The sequence below is a fragment of the Streptomyces yangpuensis genome (assembly GCF_001005295.1).
GTDB classification, from domain to species: Bacteria; Actinomycetota; Actinomycetes; order Streptomycetales; family Streptomycetaceae; genus Streptomyces; species Streptomyces yangpuensis.
In genome coordinates, this window is record NZ_LBMK01000002.1 from 1,604,292 (window position 1) to 1,624,057 (window position 19,766).

The following is a 19,766-nucleotide window of genomic DNA, read 5'->3' on the forward strand; positions in this document are numbered from 1 at the left end:
GGCCGGGACATCACCCGTGCCTACCCCTCCCTCGGGCACAAAATCCTTTGCCGCCGGGAAAGGAGGTGCACAGGATGGCGGCGTGAGCAGCAGATTGCGCGAGATCGCGCGGGAGAACGCGGAAATCCTGGCGGCCGGGGGGTACCGGACGCGGTCGGGACGGCAGGTGTCCCTTGCCGCCGCCCTGGCGGACGCCAAGGCAGGAACCAGAATATATGGGCCAAACCAGGTCATTCCAGGCGAGCAACCCGTGGGTGGGGCGCGTACGACGGTCGTCGAGGTCACGGGGGAGAGCAGTACGGTCGCTGCCCGTAGGCTCGCGACGGACCCTTCGGCGGGTCCGGGGGTGGGTCCGGCGGGGACGTCGGTGGCGGTCCTGAACTTCGCCTCGGCCCGGAATCCCGGGGGCGGCTACGTCCGCGGGGCCAAGGCGCAGGAGGAGGCCCTGTGCCGTGCCTCCGCCCTGTACGAGACGCTGCTGGAGGCTCGGGAGTACTACGAGGTGCACCGCGCGGAAGTCAGCACCTTCTACACCGACCGGGTGATTCACTCGCCCGGCGTGCCGGTTTTCCGCGACGACCGGGGCGAGCTGATGGAGTCGCCGTTCCGGGCCGGTTTCCTGACCTCGCCCGCGCCGAACGCGGGCACGATCCTGCGGCAGGAACCGGAGCGGGCCGCGGAGATCCCGGGGGCGCTGGCCCGGCGCGCGGAGCTGGTCCTGGAGGTGGCGGCGCTGCACGAGTACCGGCAGCTGGTGCTGGGGGCCTGGGGGTGCGGGGTGTTCCGCAACGACCCGGCGGTGGTGGCCGAGGCCTTCAGGGCCCTGCTGGCGACCCGCTTCGCGGGCACCTTCGAGCGAGTGGTGTTCGCGATCCTGGATCCCGCACCACACTCCCGCCAGGCCTTCGAACGAACCTTCGCCACCCCCACCCCCTGACGCGGCCGGCCGGAGCGAGGCGGCCGGCGGGTGCGGTCAGTGCCAGCCGTAGCGTTCGCGCAGACGGTCGACCACCAGCCCGAAGCGTCCCCGGTCCAGCGCGCAGGCCTCGCGCCGCATCCCCGACTCGTGCACGCGCAGCACCCGGTCGACGTCCACCCACGACTCCCGGCCCGCGCTGTCCCACGGGCCCGTCCCGATCGGCACCCATGCGCGGTCGTGGTTGTGCCGCTTGCTGGACAGCTGTACCGCGAGCAGCGTCCGGCCGCCCGCCTCGCGGGCGACGACCAGCACCGGACGGTCCTTGCCGCGGCCGTCGTTCTCCTCGAACGGGACCCAGGTCCACACGATCTCGCCCGGGTCGGGGTCGCCGTCGGGATCCGGGGCGTACTCGGTCCGCACCGGCCCGATGGCGTGCGGATCGGCCTCCGTGGTGGCCGTGGCGCCGTCGCGGCCCGGTTGCTCCGTGTAGCCGCTGCTGTGCTGCGAAAGTGCCGTCATTGCGGGGAGATTACTGGCTTCTCGGCGCGAAGGACAGCCGCGGCGGTCACGCTCCGCATCCGGCGGGCGTACCGGCGATACCGCCGTACCGCTGCGGGCGCCTGTGGCGGGAAGCGCGCCGTCCAGGTGGTGCTGCCTCGGCCGGGCGCCCGCACCAAGGTTCGCAGAAGGACCAGGACCGGGTTCCCGTCCGGTCTCACTCCACCGCATCGGGTGGCCGCTCCGGGGGCTGCTCCGGCGAACCGTCCGGTTCCGGGTCCGGTGCCGCGCCCGGGTCGGCTCCCGGTTCCGGCGCCGGCTCTTCGTCCTCGTCCGTGTAGGACCGGAGGTGCACGATCACCGTGTTCGCCACGGCCACGAAGGGGACGGCGACCACTGCGCCGCCGATACCTGCGACAAGCCCTCCGGTGGTGACGGCCAGGACCACGGCCAGCGGATGGATCCGGACCGCGCGCCCGAGTATGAACGGTTGGAGGATGTGCCCCTCGATCTGTTGAACGAGGAGCACCACCAGCAGGGCCATCAAGGCGGTGAAGACGCCCTGGGTGACGAGCGCGACGATCACGGCGAGCGCGCCGGAGGCGATGGCGCCGATCAGCGGCACGAAGGAGGCCAGGAAGATCACCACGGCAATGGGGATGGCGAGGGGGACGCCGAGGAAGTAGATCCCGACACCGATGAACACCGCGTCGATCAGGGCGACGATCAGCGTTCCGCGGATGTAGGCGGTGAGGGTCCGCCAGGCCGGCGGGCCCGCTCCGGCAACTCGGGGCCGCACGGTGACTGGCAGCAGCCTCAGTATCCACTCCCAGACCTTCCTGCCGTCGTACAGCAGGAAGAGCGTGATGAACATCGCCAGGAGCATGCCGGTGATGACCTCGATCAGAACGGTCACTCCCTGGAGACCGGTCGAGGTGATCTCGCTGGTGCTCGTGCCGATGGCGTCACTCAGGCGCTCGGTGATGTCGTTGATCTGCTGCTCGGTCACGTGGAACGGGCTGTCGAGGAGCCACCGTTTCAATTCCGCGATGCCTTCTTGGAGCCGCTCGGACAGACTGTCGAGGTTGTCGAGCACCTGCCATACGACGAACCAGCCGATCAGCCCGAGGGCGAGGAACCCGCAGAGCGCCGTGACGACGGTGGCGAGCCCCTGAGGCAGCCCCCGGCGGTGCAGACGGGCGACCGTCGGCTGGAGCAGCGCGGTGATCAGCAACGCGGCGACGAAGGCCAGGGCGACCAGCCGCACGGAGTCGATCACCCGCATCAGGACCCACACGGTGGCCGCGAGGACCAGGAACCGCCAGGCGACCTCGGCCGCGACCCGCATGCCCCAGGGCGCCGCACGGACCGCGTCCGGAGCGCGATCGCGGGCCTGGGCACGGCGGAGGCGGACCGTTCGTTCCCGCTCGGCCGCTTCCTCGGCGTCGTGGCGGGCCAGCGCCCGCGCGCGCCGCTCACCGGCCGCGGTCGCGGCGCCCTTCGCGCGGCTGTAGATGGCACGGATCCCGGACATCCGGACCTCCCTCCGCCCTCTATGTCCGTCTGCCCCCGTTTTGTGGTGATCAGGCGGTCGAGTGGGGATCCGGGTGCGATGGTGAGCGACCGGTGCCGGACAGAGCTGTCCCGTCCCGAGAGCAGGTCCCTGGCCAGGACCCCGGTAGCGATCCACGGCAGCGCCGATTCGTCGCTGCGACGGCAGGACATCAGAACCGGCGCGCGCTCGCGCACGCTGCGAGCAGCGCCGCAGAGGAGTGCCGACCAGCCCCGTCCTTCGCGACGCGCTGCGCATCACCTCGAAGTCGATTTCACGCGCGTGGTCCTCTGTGGCTGCGCCGGGCTGAATGCCCTCCTTCGGAGGGCGGCCCGTCGATCACGTCGATCACGCCGGGCTGGCGGCCCCCGGCACTGCCTGGGTGTTCCCTTACTCTCACCCACGAGGGAATCCGGCGCATGGAGGCCGAGGAGCCTCTCGGAGCGGTCGGGGCGCCGGGGCCCCCGGCCCGCCGATGCCCCCCGTCGGAGAAAAGTCCGTTCCTCAGTGGTCGGCATCCGTGGGGTGGGCTCGACGACCGGTGTCGTCGGGCAGGCCCGGCGGCCTCGGCAGAGGGTCGCTGAAGCGGTAGGCCGCGATCCGCGCGTCGTGCTGGGCGTTGAGCAGGTGGATCCAGCGCATGCCGACGGCGGTCGCGATGATGATCACGGCGATGAGGACGAGGGTTTCCACCGAACTCACCTCCAGCCGTTCGCGGACAGCGGGAGGGCGCTTCGTCCGAAGGGGTCCCCGAGGGTGGGCATGCAGGCCCCGCCCTCGTCTTCCCAAGCGGCTTCCCGGCGGCGCGCGGCGCGGGCGCCGCGTCCGATGACGGCTTCGTTGGCCATCAGGACGCCTGCGGTGAGGACGCTGCCCGGAATCGCCGCTGCCGTCATCAGGCGGGCCGCAGCTGCGGGTGCGGTCTCGGGCGGGACGACGAGGAGGTCCCAGCGGCCGACGGTGTAGGAGAGCAGGATGAGCTTGTCGGGGTCCTGTTCGGTGAACCAGCCCACGTGCAGGACGCGCCCGGCCATGGCGACCGTGCGCGGGACGGCGGGCCAGCGGGCGGGGTTCACGGTGAGGCGGGTGATGCGTCCCCAGGTTTCGTCCAGGGCGGCGGCGAGAGCGGGGAGCTCGGCTTCGAGGTCGCGGGAGTAGGGCCACCAGGCACCGTCCAGCTGGCCGGCGAGCGCGGTGGCAGGGGTGAGGGACAAACGGGCCGCGGGCTCTGTGGCGGGGTCGCGGGGCGCGGTCCGGTCGAGGGTGGTGGTCATGGTGTGGACCTGCCCCCGGACTGCCTGTCGGCAGTCCGGTTTTTAGGCGATCGCCGGAAATGACACCCGCGTGAAAGCCGGTGTGCGAAGTACTCCCGGTGCTTTCACTGTACGCCTGTTCGGGGTGGTAAAGCTGATCTGACCAGGTATTTTCCGGTGGGCGGGGTTGCCGGGAGCGTGAGTACCGTGAAAGGACGACAGGTCGCGCACCTCGCCCGGCCGGCACCGCACCGGTGCCGGCCTGCGACGCGGTACGGCCCCACCCCTGGGCGGGCGACACCACATGGCTGATTCCGACGTCCCCCCACGCCCACGCCCCGCTGCTCCTGCCGGATGCGATCCACTCGGTGATCAACCCGGGTACGGCCCTGCTGCGACTGGAGACCACGAGCTCCCGGGAGGGGCTCCTGGACGGCGCCTGGTGGCCGCGGACCCGTGACATCGCAACCGAGCTGCCTGCGCTGATCAGTGTCCTGACCACGCACCTCGGCCCGATCACCCGGGTGGGCGTGGAGGCGTCCGCCTGGAACGACCTGCCGTCCCGCCTGGTCGTCGACGGCCGGGTCGTGCACCTCGACTCCGACCCGGTCGGCGACGACACCGTCCTCGTTACCCGCGGCCACAACGACCACTTCGGCCTGCTGGTGGTTCCGCCCGGCACCACCGACGACGCGGCCCGTGAAGCGATGGCCCGCGCGGTCCGTGCCGACAACGTCACGCAGGCCGCTCAGATCCTCATCGCCACCACGCCCGAACCCGAGTAGAGGAAAGCCCTTCCTCCGGCACGGACGACATCGCGGCAGCGGCCAGGCCCTCCCTCGTCCGAGGAGGTGCCCACATCGTGAAGGTCTCCGGGATCCTGATCCTCGTGGCGGCCCTGGTGCACCTGGGCATGCACGGGCCGCGTTCCGGACGCCAGCACATCCGCTGAACAGGCCGTTCGGGGCCAGGACAGCGACCCTCAGAGGTTCTCGTCGTGCAGGTCCTCTTCACGCAGCAGGTCGTCCTCGCGGCGGCGCTCGGTTTCCTCCTTGCCCCGGCCCTGCTTCTGTGCCTGCTCACGCGACGGCCTGCCCGGCTGGGGGTGCGCGGGATCCCCGGGGCGCTGATGGCCATGCGCCTCGCTGCCCCTGCCCGGCTCCTGACGCTTGTGCTGCTTACCACCCATGACGACGACTCCTCGTGATGCGGGGGTTCGGATCCTTATCGGACCACGCTGACACGCAGCGTCACGCTCGGCATCACGTCGCCCACGAAACGAGGCATCCGGGTGAAACGGGTGGTCATCCGCCGGACCCGCCTTCCTGCGCGTCAGGGAAGGGCGCCGCCCGCACGTGCGCGGGGACGGCACCGCATGACCGCGAGAAGTGCCGACACGGCAGCGCGACACGACCCCGAGGCGGATCCCGCTGCACCTTCGGCGTGGCATCCTGCTCGCCGGAAAAAGGGTTCACGGAGCGGAGGAACACACCCCGTGGGTGTCGACACGAATCCCACCGTCAGCAGGCGCCGGTTGGGATCGGAGCTGCGCCGGCTCCGGAAGGCCAGTGGTCTGACGACGCTGCAGGTCGCGGAGCAACTGCTGATCTCCCAACCGAAGATCAGCCTCCTGGAGAACGGCCGCCGCCACATCAAGCCGCGCGACGTGCGCGACCTCTGCCGCCTGTACGGAGTCCAGGACCAGCAGCTCCTCGACGACCTGATGCGGCTGGCCCGGGAATCGGGCCGACAGGGCTGGTGGAACTCCTACGGCGACATCCCGTACGGCGCCTACATCGGCCTGGAGGCCGAGGCCGCGGCGATCCGGACCTACGAGCCTTTCGTGGTCCCGGGCCTGCTGCAGACTCCCGCCTACGCCCGGTCGGTCATCGCAGGAACGATCCCGCACACCACCGCCGAACAGGCCGCCGCACGCCTCCAGGTACGGCTGCGGCGCCAGAGCCGACTCGCCGCCCCCGGGGCCCCGATGCGCTTATGGGTCGTGCTGGACGAGTCGGCTGTGCGGCGCGTCGTGGGCAGCCGTGAGGTGATGCGCGAGCAGCTCGAGCATCTGACCCACCTCGGCTCCCAGCCGCACATCACCCTGCAGGTCCTTCCCCACGAGGCAGGGGCGCACCCCGGTGTCTCGGGGCAGTTCTCCTTGCTCGAGTTCGCCGGCACCACCGACGCGAGCGTGGTGTATCTGGAGAGGTTCACCAGCGACCTCTACGTGGAGAAACGATCAGACGTGAGGCTCTACGCAGACATGTACGCGCACCTGCAGGCCCGGGCGCTGAGCCCGGTCAGCACCCGGCAGTTCATCGCGGAGGCCATCAAGGGGTACATCGACACGGAATCCCCCTCGGCCGGCTGCCTGTTGCCCGCACCGCACCCGTGACGACCGTGGGGTGTCGGCCGAGCCGGCTACGCGCGCCCGGACCGAGGGCGCACCTTCGGTGTGGTGGTGTCCTGCTGCGCAGGAGCAGCCGGCTGCTCGGAGGCGGGTGCGCCGGGCCTGGCGGGCCTGCCCTGCAGGGGCACGAATCCGGATCCCGTCGCTCGGCCGGGTGCCGACGGCCCCGTTTCCGTGCGTCGGGCCGCGCGTCGCCACAGGCGGGGCAGGAAGGCGTAGAAGCGGTCGGGAAGGAACACGGCGTCCGCCACGATCATCGCCCCGGAGAACACGGGCAGTCCCAGGAGCACTGCGATACCGATGTGCATGCCCAGCAGCACCGTCAGGACGGGGTACTTGAGCCTGCCGAAGAGCACGAACGGGAAGGCGACCTGCAGGAGCACCGTCAGGTAGCTGGCGATCGCGATCACGAGCGGGTACTCGTCCACGAGGTGGGAGAGTGCGGGCCAGGGCTGGAACAGTTCGAGGTTCAGCGCGTAGTGGAGAGCGGTGCCGCCGCCCCAGGTAGGGCCCTGGATCTTGTACAGGCCGGCCGATCCGTAGAGGAAGCAGACCTGTGCCCCGATGACGAGGATGCCGCAGTTGTGCACCACCGTGATCAAGGTGGTCCGAGCGTCCAGGAGCGGCTGTGCGCGGAAGCTCCTCGCCGGCTCCGGGGCGCTGCCCGCACGGGCTGCCTTGAGCCGGTCTCGGCGTGCGTCGAGGGACCAGCGCCGACCGCACGCGGTGAGGACGAGGTAGAGGGACATCAGCAGGATCAGGTTGTCGCCCCCGTCCGTCATGAAGATCGATCGGGCGTGGAAGGAGGTCACCACGACGGCGAAGAGGACGGACATGGCCCGGGTCCGCCAGCCCAGCATGAACAGCGCGGAGGTGACGAGGGCCGTCACGTAGCAGAGTTCGAAGTAGGCGCGGCTGTCGGACAGGATCAGGATGCTGTTCCAGCCCGTCTGGTCGAAGAGCTGCTGTGCCAGCGCCGGTGTCCAGGGGGAGCCCGGGCCCCAGATCTCGTCACGGTGCGGGAACTCGCGCAGCAGGAAGACCAGATAGAGCAGCCCGTAGCCGATGCGCAGGACCGACGCGGCGTACAGGGAGATCGGCCGGTCGGTGAGAAGCGCCCACAGGTCGCAGATCCGGTCGCGGAGCCACCGGTGGGCCGTGCCGGCGATGGACGGCTCATGGGCCGCAGCCCGGTGCGGCGTGGCGGCCGTGGAAGGGGGCTCGGGGATCTGTTCACTTCCCATGGGAGGTCACCTTCCACCAGGGCAGGAGCCGGTCCTCGGTGGGTGCCGGCGGGCGGGTCCCGGCCGCTGTGCCGGGCGCAGCGACGGGCAGCGTGACGACCCGGAGCTGAATGAACTCGAAAGTGCGACCGTCGCTGTGGGAGGCGACGCGGTCCACGGCGATGTTGCGCAGGTACGTCTGCAGCATCAAGGCGCGTTCCGAGCGTGCCGTGTCGCTCCCTCCGTGCGTCTCGACATAAGAGGTCCAGGCGCGGCGCAGGAGGTTCTGGGATGTATGGCTCGGAAATACGCTGTGGTCGACGGCGGAATGGTCGACGGCAGCCAGGTCGAACCAGGGGGTCACCTGCACTGCCCCCTTGGGATCGGTGTGTGCGGTCCTCGCCAGGATTTTCCGGTTGAAGGAGTCGGGGTCCGGGGCGAAGAGCCGCCAGTTCTGTTCGAACAGCGGGAATACCCATCCATTGACCTGTGAGGCGTACCGCTTCGATACAGGGTTGGGCGGAGCCACATGAAGGAACACCAGGACGACGTGAACCAGAGCCGTTGCCAGACAGAGGACTACGGCCGTGCGCAGCCCTGCTTTCACCGTGCGAGCGCCAAGGGGCGGCTTGCCCGTTCTGGCCGCTTCGTCATGGCGCTGCTGGGGGACCGGACCGGGAGCGGACTGCTGAAGTTCCCTCACGTCCGCAGATTCAATTCCGCTCGACACCGCCCACCCGGTCTTTCTCATGTCTGCTGCTTCGCCTGGGGTCTCCGCGACCCTCACCCGCGGCGCGCGGCGGATTCGATGAGGATTCCGCCGCGCGCCGTCATCCGATGAACGGGCTTCGTACCGCCTGCCTAGCCCTCGTGGCCTTCGTGGCCCTCGTGGCCCGCGGGCTTGTTGCCGTAGCCGTAGTGGTCACCGGGCTTCCCGTCGGGGCCGTGGCCGTGGTGGTGGTCCGGCTTGCCGGGTCCCTCGTCGTGCCCGTTGCCCGGCCCGCCGTGCTCCGGACCGTGGTGCTCCAGGCCGTGGTCCGGGCCACCGGGTCCGCCGTGGCCGGGGCCGCCGGGCCGACCGCCGTGCCCGCCGGTGACGTTGCCCCCGGTGATGGTGCCGCCGGTCGTGTTGCCGCCGGTCGTGTTGCCACCGGTGCTGTTCCCGGCCGTGTTGCCCGAGGTGTTCCCGGAGGTGTTGCCGGCGATGTTCCCCGAGGTGCCGCCCGACACGAGGTCGACGATCGGTCCGCCCAGGAGACCACCACCGATCAGACCCACGGTCGTGCCGGTCGTCGTTCCGGCGGTCGGCGTTCCGGTGGTTCCGGTGGTCGTGCCGGTCGTCGTTCCGGTGGTCGTGCCAGTCGTCGTACCAGTGGTCGTGCCGGTCGTCGTACCGGTGGTCGTGCCCGTGGTCGTTCCGCCGGTGGCGCACCCGCCGAGGAAGATCCTGTTGGTGTCGAGCGTCACGGCACCGTTACGGGCCAGCGCCCGGCCCTCGATGTTCGTCCCCGTGGTGACGCTGATCGAGGTCAGAGCCATGATGGTGCCCACGAAGGTGGAGGTGGTGCCGAGGGTGGCCGAACTCCCGATCTGCCAGTACACGTTGCACGCCGACGCGCCGTTCGTGAGGAGCACCCGGCTGTTGGACGCCGTCGTCAGGGCTTCGGGGATCTGGAACACCCAGACGGCGTTGGGGTCGCCCCCGGCGTCCAGGATCAGGTCGCCGGTGAGTCCGACACCGGCGACAGCGGTGTGGACGCCTGGAAGCAGTGTCTGGCCGGCGCCGATTCCCGCCGGGAGCGCGAAGTCCGTGGCCTGGCCCGCAGCGTTGTTGTACGCCTGGACCAGGTCGGACTTGGCCTGGAGCGCCACGGCGTCCGCAGCGTGCACGGCGCCGAGCACCAAGCCGGGCGGGAATCCGGAGATGGCCGGGTTCGGGTGTGTCCCGAGGTCGTGACCGATGACGGAGGGTCCGGTGTTGGTCACTCCCTGACCTGCCAGAACAGAGTAGCTGGCGGCTGTGGCCAGGGGCACCGGCGTAGCGATAGCCAAGGCCGGCGTGGGCAATCCGGCGACCATGACAGCGGCAACCGTTCCGGCGACGGCCGTGGCCAGCCAGCCGGACAGGGCGCGACGCTGAGCCGCTTGGAACTTCAGCTTCATCAAGAGCCATTTCCTGTGGAGGCGGTGGCGTCCCGGGTCCTACCGCCGGCCCGGGACGCCGTGGTGTGTCGCCGCCGCATATCACGCAGGAAATTTCGCGCACCAATCACGGGTAAGGCGGGAAGGGGGGATTAATACAAAAGCATTCCAGGGTCGAAATTGCGATTAAAGTAATCGAACTGGGGTTGTCGATCATCCGACATTCCCCCGAATGGGTAGAGCTGAATTAACTCACATGAGGCAGCACCGCACACTTGCCCAAATGGACTCCGCCCCCGCACACGGGGACGTACCGCCAGTCAGGCGATCTCGCGAATTCCGCGGGACGGGCGTGGCGGCAGTCCGTCGCCACATCCGCAACGTTGGGCACAGAGAACGCCCCCGGTGCGGGCGCAGTTCGCGATGCCCTGAGGGTGCCAGGCGGCTGGGGAAGGGCCCGGCCCGCGATGACCGGGCGGAGGGGATGGCCTGGGCTGTCGCACGAGCGGATCGGGCAGCGGGGCTCAGCCCGTGACCAGGGCCATGACGAAGCCGTCGTACCCCTTGCCGCCGACGGTCTGCAGGGCGGTGGAGGTGAGCCGGGGGTGCTCGGCGATGAGTTCGGTGAAGCGGCGCACGCCCCGGACCCGGGGGTCGGTACAGGCGGGGGCGACGGCGCCGTCCCGGACGACGTTGTCGCCGATGATGACGCTGCCGGGCCGGGTGGGCCGGAGGGCCCACTCCAGGTACGCGGGGTTGGACGGCTTGTCCGCGTCGATGAACACGAGGTCGAAGGGGGCCAGGCCGGTCAGCTCCGGCAGCTGGTCGACGGCCCTGCCACGACGGATCTCGACCCTGTCCTCCAGCCCGCCACGGGCGATGTCGGCGGCGGCGGTGTCGGCGCAGCGCGCGTCGACCTCCAGCGTGACCAGCCGCCCGCCCTCGGGCAGCGCTCTGGCCGGCCAGTGGTGCTGTAGCCGCCGAGGGTGCCGATCTCCAGGATGGTGCGGGCGCCGCGGATCCGGGCCAGGAGGTTCAGCAACTTGCCCTGGTTCGGTGCGACCTGATGGGCGGGAAGCCCCGCGGCCTCGCTGTCCGCGGCGGCGGCCCTCGGTGCATGTGAAGGATGGTCCGGTCAGGGTGCGTCCGCCTCGTGGTGCGCGCCCGTGCACAGCGCCCAGACGACCAGGATGTTGACGGCGATGAGCACCAGCGCCCACAAGGGGTAGTACGGCAGCCACAGGAAGTTCGCGAAGGCGCCCAGTCCGGCGACGGTGATACCCAGATAACGCGCCCACAGGGCGCCGCTGAAGAGGACGGCGCAGCCGGCGGCGACGAGGACGATGCCCAGGATCAGGTGGACCCAGCCCCAGCCGGTCAGGCTGAACTCGAAGAGGTAGTGACGCGTCACGACGAACAGGTCGTCGCTTGCGAGCGCGGCGATCCCTTCGAAGAACGCCATCGCTCCACCGAAGATCATCAGGACTGCCGCCATGACGGTTCTGCCCGACGTGGCCGCGTGCCACGGGTCCGGGTGCGTGCGGGCCGCCTGGGGCCTGCTGGCGTCAGTGGCCATTTCGGTCTCCTTGGGTGGCAGGGCCGGGCCGGGCAGGGCCGGGACCGGCGAGATCCCCCCTTCAGCGTGTCACGGGGGCCTACCCTCTGCATTCCGGCCTGTCCGCCCCCCTGCATATCCGCATCACCTCGCCGCGACCGCCCGCCCTGGCGGCGGCTTCCCCTCAGCCCGGGCGCCGTGCCGCCCAGCCCTCGACCGCCTCCACCTGCGCCGCCAGCCCCAGCAGCAACGGCTCCGAGTCCGCGGGCCCGAGCAACTGGGCTCCCATGGGCAGCCCGTCGTCCGTCAACCCGGCCGGGATGTTCACTCCGGGCCAGCCCAGGACGTTCCAGGTCCAGGCGTACGGGCAGGCGGCGATCATCGCCCGGTCCGTGGCCATGGCCCCCAGCCCCGCCAGCGCCCCGACGCGCAGCGGCGCAGTGGCCGTCGTCGGGGTCAGGACCACGTCGTAGCGACCGAAGATCTCGCCGACCCGCCGGCGCAGCAGGGCCTCCGCCCGACGGGACACCCGCAGCGGCAGGCCTCCCAGCAGCCGGCCCGTCCGTACGGCCTCGTGCGTCCGCGGGTCCAGCAGCGCCGGATCCGGCATCCGCGCCGCCCAGTCCCGTACGCCGCTGGTCGCACGGGGTACGAAGGTCAGGCCGATCGGGCCGTAGCGGGGGTCCTCCAGGATCACCTCGTGCCCCAGCGACTCCAGCCGGGCCGCCAGCCGCTCCACCGCGGAACGGACTTCCGGGTCGAGCGACTTGGGCGTCGCCGTGAACGCCATCTTGAAGGACAGCGCGATCCGCAGCCGGCGCGGGGTGCGCCGGGCCGCCTCGACCGCGCAGATGCGCGCCGGGCGGTGCAGGTCCTCGGGGTGCGGGCCGCTCGCCGCGTCCAGCAGGAGCGCCGCGTCGGCCACGGTCCGGGCGAGCACACCGTTGACCGTGAGCCCGTTGAACGACTCCGGCTCCGGCCAGGTGGAGATGCGGCCGCGCTGCGGTTTCACTCCGACCAGATGGGTCCAGGCGGCGGGGATCCGCACCGACCCGGCGCCGTCCGAACCGAGCGCGGCCGGGACCAGGCCCGCCGCCACGGCGGCCGCCGAGCCGCCGGAGGAACCGCCCGGTGTGTAGGACCGGTTCCACGGATTGCGGGTCTCGCCGAAGGCCCCGCCCTCGGTGAAGGGCCACTGGCCCAGTTCCGGCGTCTGGGTCTTGCCGACGATGACCGCACCGGCGGCCCGCAGTCGCCGCACGGCCTCGCTGTCGGCGGTCTTCGGGGCGAAGGAGCCGGCGCAGCCGAACGCCGTCGGCTCGCCGGCCACGTCCATGTCGTCCTTCACCGCGAGCGGCACGCCCAGCAACGGCAGCCGCTCGCCCGCGGCGAGCCTGCGGTCGGCCGCGTCCGCCTCGGCGAGCGCGGCTTCGGCGCGCACGGTCCGGAAGGCGTTCAGCTCGGGCTGCGATGCCGCGATCCGGCCCAACGCCTGCTCGGTCAACTGCACTGCCGAAACGCTCCCTTCGGCAAGGGCGGCGGCCATCCCGACCAGTCCGCCGGCCGTCGCCGACTCCGCTCCCGACCGAGCCGGGACCGCTGCCGTGGCAGGACCCGAGGACTGCGACATCGTGAACCACTCCCCCCATTACCGATCGGTAGGAAGACGGTAACGGGGAGGGGGAGCCACGTCATCCGTCAGAGCAGATGCGACACCTCCTCGCCCCAGGACGCGAGCGTGTCGACGGCGCGCAGGCGGTGGGGACCCTCGCGGAGGGCGGTGGCGCGGACGCGGTCCTGGTGGCCCGGTATCCGGTCGGCGAGGGCGGGCAGCCGGAGAACGGCCAGGACGAGACCCAGAGCCGCCGCGCGGACCTCGGCCGACCCGGCGTCGAGGAAGGGCAGCGCGGCCGCGTGGAACTCCGGGGCGAGGTCGAGGAACGCCTCGAGGTCCTCCGCTTCGCCGTAGGGCCGCTCCCGCTGGGCGATCGCCTCGACGACCGAGTCCCCCAGCCAGGTCAGCAGACCGGCCCGCAGGAGGAAGGGGGCCTGCGGACCGAACTCGACCTCCTCCTGCGCGACACGGTCGGTGACCGGTGCGAGCGTCCGCGGATCCCCCAGGACGGCGGCCACGAACCGGGCGGCGGGAGCCGTGGCCGTGTAGAACACCTGCTGGCGCGTGTGCGCCTCGACCAGGGCACGGAAGGCCCAGCCCTGGACGGCGGGGTCGTCGTCCAGCAGCTCCAGCAGCATCACGGGCGTGGCCGGCGCCACCTCGGGGCAGCAGTGCTCCACCGCGTTCCAGTCGGTCCGCAGCAGGAGGTCCCGCGGATCCACCCGGCCTTCGTTCGCTCTCTCGTCGCTCATGGGGCCAGTGTCGCAACCACCACTGACACCGGCCCGGGTGCACCACGGCCCGCCGAACGGGGCAGCAGAGCAGGCACGTTCGAGTACGCGGCCTGCGTCGGCAGGCCGAGTTGCACATCACGCTCCCCCTCCCGGAGAGCCTGCGCAAGTGGTCGCGGCCCCGTCGGCGGGAGAGGGAGGCCGCGCGCCCGTGTGGCGCCGCGCCGCGGTCGACGCGAGGAGGTCCGTATCCGCGTCGGGCGGGCAAGAGGGCGGGGCCGCCACCGGGTTCGGTGGCGGCCCCGCGCAGGGGTGATGCGGTACGGCGTCGGTGACCGGGGGTCAGGAGCCGGTGGCGCGGGCCGAGCCGGTGCTGGCGCCGCTGGTGTCGCCCAGGAAGCAGGTGACCTCGCGGTCACCGAGGGCCCAGGTGGTGGCCTGCGGGAAGTAGTAGAAGACCTCGAGCTTCTCCGAGAGCTTGGGGTTCTTGCCCACGTAGTCCGTCAGCAGCGTGCCGGAGCACTTCTCCTCGGCGAGCGCGGTGACCTTCTCCGTGCCCGGGTACGCCCCGTCGTCCAGGTTGAAGACCGCGTACGCCTCGCCCTCGTGCGGCTGGTCGCAGGGCAGCACGCGCACCGAGAAGGAGGCCTGGCCGCCGTCCTCGTCCTGGTACTCCGCCAGGTCGCCGCCCGTGTTGAAGCAGTCGCCCTTGCGGATGTCGCTCACCTTGCTGGAACCCGAGTCGGTGACCTGGCCGCCGGCATCGCGCTTCGGCGACGGGCCGTCGTCCAGCGCGCCGGAGATGCCGAGGACCAGGAGGATTCCGTAGAAGGCGATCGTCACGCAGTGGATGACGATCGCCGCCACGGCGAAGCCCTTGCCCTTCTCGCCGCGCTTGCGGATCTGGGAGAGGGCCACGATGCCGAGGACCAGGGGGACCAGCGGCAGGGCGCACGCGAGCGACATGACGAACGCGACGATGGCCAGCGCGTTGTTCTTCTGCGGCGCCGGCGGCACGTACCAGCCCTGCGGGCCGCCGTACGGCGCGGGCTGCCCCGGCTGTCCGTACGGTCCCGGCTGCGGGTACGGCTCGGGGGACGACGGGGGACCGGGCGGTATGGACATGCGAGGGGAGCTCCTTGCTCAGAGGGTGAGCTCGATGGTCGCACGGGGCACCGACATCCCGAGCCCCGGTATCTCCAGCCCCTGACGCGACGGCGCGTCCAGGACCCACCCTCCCAGGGAGGCCGTGCCCCGTCGAAGTCGTCGCGGTGAACGGAGAATTCCGGTCGAAAGTACGGGCCAATGAGGCTCGGCGCACGCCACACCAGGGGTGCGCGCCGCCATGTCGCGACGGCGAGGGTGCGACGGAGCACGACAGGGTGGCGGCACGACGGGGCACGCGCCACGTGCGGGTACGCACGGGTCGAGGGGGGTGCGATGAGGATGCACGGCTGCAGTAACACGTGCCAATGACTCGTGTCATCACGGTGTGGCACCTGATTTCGGCCATCCGCCAGACCTGGGGTGCATGCGTTCTGGAAAGATGCCTCGGCAATGTCTGAGTCATCGAAGTCGCCGAAGCCGCTGCCGCTCCCCGTCCCGACCAGCGCGGACGTGGCCCGGCGCGCGGGCGTGTCCCGCGCCACGGTCTCGTACGTGCTGAACAACGCCGAGGCCGTCCGGATCAGCGAGCCCACCCGCCGCAGGGTCCGCGAGGCCGCCGAGGAACTCGGGTACGTCCCGCACGCCGCCGCCCGCAGTCTGCGCGCCGGACACACCAGGATCGTGCTGCTGCCCACCCCGCACGTGCCGATCGGGCCCCTGTACAGCACCTTCCTCAACGAACTCCAGTGGGCGCTGCGCCGACTCGACTACACCGTCGTGCAGTACGGGAGCCTCGGACTCAGCGGGGACGAGGCCGCGCGGGCATGGGCGGAACTGCGTCCCGTGGCGGTCATATCCCTCGGCGGGACCACGCTCTCCTCGCACGACGTCGCCACCCTCAAGCGGGCCGGTGCACGCGCCGTGATCACCATGGGGCCGGTCGGCGTTCCCGGGGCGCACGCCCTGGTCATGGACCAGCAGGAGGTCGGCGCCCGGGCCGCCGCGCACCTGGTCGGGCGGGGCCGCCGCAGGATCGGCGTGGTGGTTCCCCGGGAGGAGGGCATGGAGCTGTTCTCCGCACCCCGGCTGGCGGGTGCCCGGCGGGTGGAGGGTGCGGAGGTCGAGGCCCTCCCGATGGCCTACTCGGAGGAGTCGGCGGCGGAACTCGCCGCCCGATGGCGCGGACTGCGGCTGGACGCGGTGTTCGCCTACAACGACGAGTACGCGATGCTGCTCATGCGGGCCCTGCAGGACGAAGGGCTGCGCGTTCCCGAGGAGGTCGCCGTGATCGGCGCCGACGACCTGCTCATCGGACGGCTGCTGCGGCCCCGGCTGAGTACGGTGCGGATCGAGATGCCGACGGGCGACCACCTGGCGTCGCTGGTGGACCGCGCGGTGCGCGAACCGTCGGAGGTCACCGAGCGGCACGACCTGATGACCGCCGAGGCCGTCCGCCGCGAGTCGACCTGACGTCACCCGGATCCGGCCCACCCGAGCCGCACACTCCGACCCGCCCAGGTCCGGCGCACCCGCCCAGGTCCGACCCCCGTTGCCCCACGCCCCACGCCCCACGCCCCACGGCCCGCCGCCACCCGGCCGGACCGGTCGTGCGGGGCCGTCCGGCGGCCCGCATCCCCAGGGGGCCGTTGACAGGCGGTGACCTGCGGACGGAGACTGCGGGCGCGCCCCACCGGGCGTGCCCGGTGGCGTGCCCCGGTGCCGACACCGGCACCGATGCGCCCGCGCCCGTACGGATCCGCCCAGGAGAGACCCCATGAGCATCCGCACCGTCCGCGACGTCTACGTCGTCGACGCCGTCCGCACCCCGATCGGCAAGTTCGGCGGCGCCCTCGCCGGGGTCCGGCCGGACGACCTGGCCGCGCACGTGGTGCGCGCGCTGGTGGACCGTACGCCCGACCTCGATCCGGCCCGTATCGACGACGTCGTCTTCGGCGACGCCAACGGCGCGGGCGAGGACAACCGCGACGTGGCCCGCATGGCGGTACTGCTCGCCGGTCTGCCCGTCACCGTCCCCGGGGTCACCGTCAACCGGCTCTGCGGATCCGGCCTGGAGGCCGTGATCCAGGCCGCCCGGTCCATCGCGCTCGGCGACGCCTCGGTGGCCATCGCGGGCGGCGTCGAGTCGATGAGCCGCGCCCCCTGGGTGGTCCAGAAGCCCGAACGGGCCTTCCCCGCCGGGCACCAGCAGATGTGGTCCACGACGCTGGGCTGGCGGATGACGAACCCGCGGATGCCCGCCGAGTGGACCGCCTCCCTCGGCGAGGGCGCCGAACTGATCGCCGACAAGTACGCCGTCACCCGCGAGGCGCAGGACGCCTTCGCGCTGGAGAGCCACCGCAAGGCCGCCGCCGCCTGGGCCGCCGGTCTGTACGACGGGGAGGTCGTGCCCTACGAGGGCGTGGACCTGGCCCGGGACGAATGCATCCGTGAGGGCTCCACGCCCGAGGCGCTCGCCAGGCTCAAGCCCGCCTTCCGGACGGACGGCCGGGGCACGGTCACGGCCGGCAACGCCTCCCCGCTCAACGACGGCGCCGCCGCCCTGCTGCTGACCGACGAGGCGGGCCTGGCCGCCACCGGCCGCGAGCCGCTCGCCCGTATCAGCGTCTCCGCCGTCACCGGCATCGAGCCCCAGCTCTTCGGCCTCGGCCCGGTGGAGGCCGTGCAGCGCGCCCTCGACAAGGCCGGACGCGGCTTCGGCGACATCTCCGTCCTCGAACTCAACGAGGCTTTCGCGGCACAGGCGTTGGGCTGTCTGGCGGCCTGGCCCGAGCTGGACCCGGCCGTGGTCAACCCGCGTGGCGGCGCCATCGCGATCGGCCACCCGCTCGGAGCCTCGGGCGCCCGGCTGGCCGGCTCGGTCGCGCACCAGCTGGCCGCGGCCGGCTCCGGTACGGGCATGGCGGCGCTGTGCATCGGCGTCGGGCAGGGCATCGCGCTCGTCCTGGAGCGCTGACCCGGCGCTGACTCGGCGCGGACCGGCCCCGACCCCACCCCCACCCGGGCGTCGATCGTTTCCGGTCAGCGTTCGTCGTCAACTGCCCAATAACTGAACAGAAGTGGCGCCTCCGGTCTGGCACGATGGCGCGTGCTGCCGCCCCCCCGCCCGGCATCCCGCCCATCCCCACCCGGAGGCCCCGCGCCATGCCGCTCCTCGACCCGACGCTCTGGCAGGACGGACCCACACTCACCGGCGGCGCGGCCCCGGTCGTCGAACCGGCGACCGGCCGCACCCTCGCCACCCTCGACCTGGCCGCGCCCGCCGACATCGCGGAGGCCGCCCTGCGCGCCCGGGCTGCACAGCGCGACTGGGCGCGCACCACCCACCCGGACCGGGCGGCCGTGCTGCGCCGCGCCGGGGACCTCTTCACCGCCCACGCCGACGAGCTGCGGCAGTGGCTGGTGCGCGAGTCCGGGTCGATACCCGGCAAGGCCGACTTCGAGCTGCACGTCGCCGCGCAGGAGTGCTACGAGGCCGCCGCGCTGGCCTCGCGCCCCACCGGCCAGGTGTTGCCGAGCGAGGCCCCGCGGCTGTCGTTCACCCGCCGGGTGCCGGCCGGTGTGGTCGGTGTCGTGGCCCCCTTCAACGCCCCGCTCATCCTGGCGATCCGCTCGGTCGCGCCCGCGCTGGCGCTCGGCAACGCGGTGCTGCTCAAGCCGGACCGGCGCACGGCGGTCTGCGGCGGACTCGCGCTCGCCGCGGTCCTCGCCGCCGCCGGACTCCCGGACGGGCTGCTGCACGTCCTGCCCGGCGGCGCCGCGACGGGCGCCGCGGTCGTCGCCGACCCGCTGGTGCGGGTGGTGTCCTTCACCGGATCCACCGCCGCCGGCCGTACCGTCGGGGAACTGGCCGGCCGCCACCTCAAGCGCGCACACCTGGAGTTGGGCGGGAACTCGGCTCTCGTGGTGCTCCGCGACGCCGACGTCGGGGACGCCGTCGCCCAGGCGTCCTGGGGCTCCTTCTTCCACCAGGGCCAGATCTGCATGACGGCCGGCCGCCACCTGGTGCACGCCTCGCTCTACGACGAGTACGTCGAGCGGCTCGCCGCCCGCGCGGAGGAACTGGCCGTGGGGGACCCGTACCGCGAGCAGGTCCACCTGGGCCCGCTGATCGACCGCGCCCAGGTGGACCGCGTGCACGGCCTGGTGGAGGCCAGCACCGGGGCGGGCGCCAAGCTCGTCGCGGGCGGCACGCACCGGGACCTCTTCTACCGGCCGACCGTACTGGCGGGCGTCGCCGACGACACCCCCGCCTACGCCGAGGAGGTCTTCGGCCCTGTTGCGCCGGTACGGTCCTTCGCGACGGAGGACGAGGCGGTGGAACTGGCCTCGGCGGGACCGTACGGCCTGTCGCTCGGGATCGTGACCCGCGACATGGGGCGCGGCCTCGACCTGGCCGAGCGGATCCCGACCGGGATCGCGCACGTCAACGACCAGACGGTGGGAGACGAGGCGGTCGCCCCGTTCGGCGGTGTCGGCGCCTCCGGAACCGGCGCCCGCTTCGGCGGGGAGGCCAACCTGGACGCCTTCACGGAACTGCGCTGGACCACGGCCCGCAGCACCCCGGCGGGCCACCCGTTCTGAGGGGCGTCCCGCCGGTCCGTCCGGTGCCCGCCGCACGCCCCGGACGCACGCCCCGGACGCACGCCCCGGACGCACGCGCCGGACGGAACCGCGGAATGCCGGGGGCAGGTCGTTCGTTCCATCAGCAGACGCCAGACATCAGGAGGTCCGGACACC

The 19,766-nt window shown here is 72.0% G+C and carries 18 protein-coding genes and 1 pseudogene; 6 read left to right on the forward strand and 13 right to left on the reverse strand.

Translation table 11 applies throughout. From position 1 onward, the window contains the following. The first annotated feature begins 82 nt into the window (after window positions 1–82). A complete protein-coding gene (locus AAT21_RS12385; RefSeq protein ID WP_046776664.1) occupies window positions 83–937 on the forward strand; it encodes a TIGR02452 family protein in 855 nt (284 codons plus the stop codon). 36 nt (window positions 938–973) lie between these two features. On the opposite strand, the gene AAT21_RS12390 is transcribed toward AAT21_RS12385, so the two are convergent. The 4 genes from AAT21_RS12390 to AAT21_RS12405 all read right to left on the reverse strand — a co-directional run bounded on the left by AAT21_RS12390 (window position 974) and on the right by AAT21_RS12405 (window position 4,243). Next, the gene (locus AAT21_RS12390) at window positions 974–1,438 is read right to left on the reverse strand and encodes a type II toxin-antitoxin system PemK/MazF family toxin (protein WP_046776665.1); all 465 of its coding nucleotides are present in this window, start codon (window positions 1,436–1,438) and stop codon (window positions 974–976) included. Between the two features lie 196 nt (window positions 1,439–1,634). Further along, on the reverse strand, window positions 1,635–2,951 hold the full coding sequence (locus AAT21_RS12395; protein WP_046776666.1) for an AI-2E family transporter: 1,317 nt from the start codon (window positions 2,949–2,951) through the stop codon (window positions 1,635–1,637). Between the two features lie 522 nt (window positions 2,952–3,473). Further along, window positions 3,474–3,662, reverse strand: coding sequence for a hypothetical protein (locus AAT21_RS12400; protein WP_046776667.1), 189 nt, complete (start codon window positions 3,660–3,662; stop codon window positions 3,474–3,476). Window positions 3,663–3,667: 5 nt separating this feature from the next. Further along, entirely contained in the window at window positions 3,668–4,243 is a 576-nt protein-coding gene (locus AAT21_RS12405; protein ID WP_046776668.1) for a DUF5994 family protein, read from the reverse strand. 347 nt (window positions 4,244–4,590) lie between these two features. Here AAT21_RS12405 and AAT21_RS12410 point away from each other — a divergent pair, with 347 nt between their 5' ends. Next, window positions 4,591–5,007, forward strand: coding sequence for a DUF5994 family protein (locus tag AAT21_RS12410; RefSeq protein WP_327152732.1), 417 nt, complete (start codon window positions 4,591–4,593; stop codon window positions 5,005–5,007). A 197-nt stretch (window positions 5,008–5,204) separates the two neighbouring features. Here the strand turns inward: AAT21_RS12410 and AAT21_RS35405 are convergent, their stop codons facing one another. After that, window positions 5,205–5,411, reverse strand: a complete 207-nt coding sequence (locus tag AAT21_RS35405) for a hypothetical protein (RefSeq protein WP_079025583.1) — start codon at window positions 5,409–5,411, stop codon at window positions 5,205–5,207. A 306-nt stretch (window positions 5,412–5,717) separates the two neighbouring features. Here AAT21_RS35405 and AAT21_RS12420 point away from each other — a divergent pair, with 306 nt between their 5' ends. Beyond that, window positions 5,718–6,620: a helix-turn-helix domain-containing protein gene (locus tag AAT21_RS12420; protein ID WP_046776670.1), complete on the forward strand. Its 903-nt coding sequence runs from the start codon at window positions 5,718–5,720 to the stop codon at window positions 6,618–6,620. A gap of 26 nt (window positions 6,621–6,646) precedes the next feature. Here AAT21_RS12420 and AAT21_RS12425 read toward each other — a convergent pair whose 3' ends face one another. From AAT21_RS12425 to AAT21_RS12460, 8 genes and pseudogenes are all read right to left on the reverse strand, one after another. Next, window positions 6,647–7,879 carry an HTTM domain-containing protein gene (locus tag AAT21_RS12425; protein ID WP_107081247.1) on the reverse strand — a complete coding sequence of 411 codons (1,233 nt, stop codon included), beginning with the start codon at window positions 7,877–7,879 and terminating at the stop codon, window positions 6,647–6,649. Further along, entirely contained in the window at window positions 7,869–8,609 is a 741-nt protein-coding gene (locus AAT21_RS12430; RefSeq protein ID WP_046776671.1) for a DUF5819 family protein, read from the reverse strand. Before AAT21_RS12430 ends, AAT21_RS12425 begins: the two co-directional genes overlap by 11 nt. Before the next feature lie 110 nt (window positions 8,610–8,719). Continuing rightward, a complete protein-coding gene (locus tag AAT21_RS12435) occupies window positions 8,720–10,021 on the reverse strand; it encodes an ice-binding family protein (protein WP_046776672.1) in 1,302 nt (433 codons plus the stop codon). Window positions 10,022–10,524: 503 nt separating this feature from the next. Beyond that, a pseudogene (locus tag AAT21_RS12440) lies at window positions 10,525–11,108 on the reverse strand (O-methyltransferase); the annotation flags it as partial. Between the two features lie 27 nt (window positions 11,109–11,135). After that, the gene (locus AAT21_RS12445) at window positions 11,136–11,576 is read right to left on the reverse strand and encodes a DUF7144 family membrane protein (protein ID WP_046776673.1); all 441 of its coding nucleotides are present in this window, start codon (window positions 11,574–11,576) and stop codon (window positions 11,136–11,138) included. 163 nt (window positions 11,577–11,739) lie between these two features. Continuing rightward, a complete protein-coding gene (locus AAT21_RS12450; RefSeq protein WP_079025584.1) occupies window positions 11,740–13,185 on the reverse strand; it encodes an amidase in 1,446 nt (481 codons plus the stop codon). A gap of 68 nt (window positions 13,186–13,253) precedes the next feature. Next, on the reverse strand, window positions 13,254–13,922 hold the full coding sequence (locus AAT21_RS34415; RefSeq protein WP_157879671.1) for a hypothetical protein: 669 nt from the start codon (window positions 13,920–13,922) through the stop codon (window positions 13,254–13,256). 321 nt (window positions 13,923–14,243) lie between these two features. Beyond that, window positions 14,244–15,026 carry a DUF4190 domain-containing protein gene (locus AAT21_RS12460; protein ID WP_046777312.1) on the reverse strand — a complete coding sequence of 261 codons (783 nt, stop codon included), beginning with the start codon at window positions 15,024–15,026 and terminating at the stop codon, window positions 14,244–14,246. Window positions 15,027–15,458: 432 nt separating this feature from the next. Here AAT21_RS12460 and AAT21_RS12465 point away from each other — a divergent pair, with 432 nt between their 5' ends. The 3 genes from AAT21_RS12465 to AAT21_RS12475 all read left to right on the forward strand — a co-directional run bounded on the left by AAT21_RS12465 (window position 15,459) and on the right by AAT21_RS12475 (window position 19,610). Next, window positions 15,459–16,478 carry a LacI family DNA-binding transcriptional regulator gene (locus AAT21_RS12465; RefSeq protein WP_046776675.1) on the forward strand — a complete coding sequence of 340 codons (1,020 nt, stop codon included), beginning with the start codon at window positions 15,459–15,461 and terminating at the stop codon, window positions 16,476–16,478. A gap of 304 nt (window positions 16,479–16,782) precedes the next feature. Next, window positions 16,783–17,982: a thiolase family protein gene (locus AAT21_RS12470; protein WP_046776676.1), complete on the forward strand. Its 1,200-nt coding sequence runs from the start codon at window positions 16,783–16,785 to the stop codon at window positions 17,980–17,982. Window positions 17,983–18,170: 188 nt separating this feature from the next. Further along, the gene (locus AAT21_RS12475) at window positions 18,171–19,610 is read left to right on the forward strand and encodes an aldehyde dehydrogenase family protein (RefSeq protein WP_046776677.1); all 1,440 of its coding nucleotides are present in this window, start codon (window positions 18,171–18,173) and stop codon (window positions 19,608–19,610) included. The last annotated feature ends 156 nt before the right edge of the window (window positions 19,611–19,766 follow it).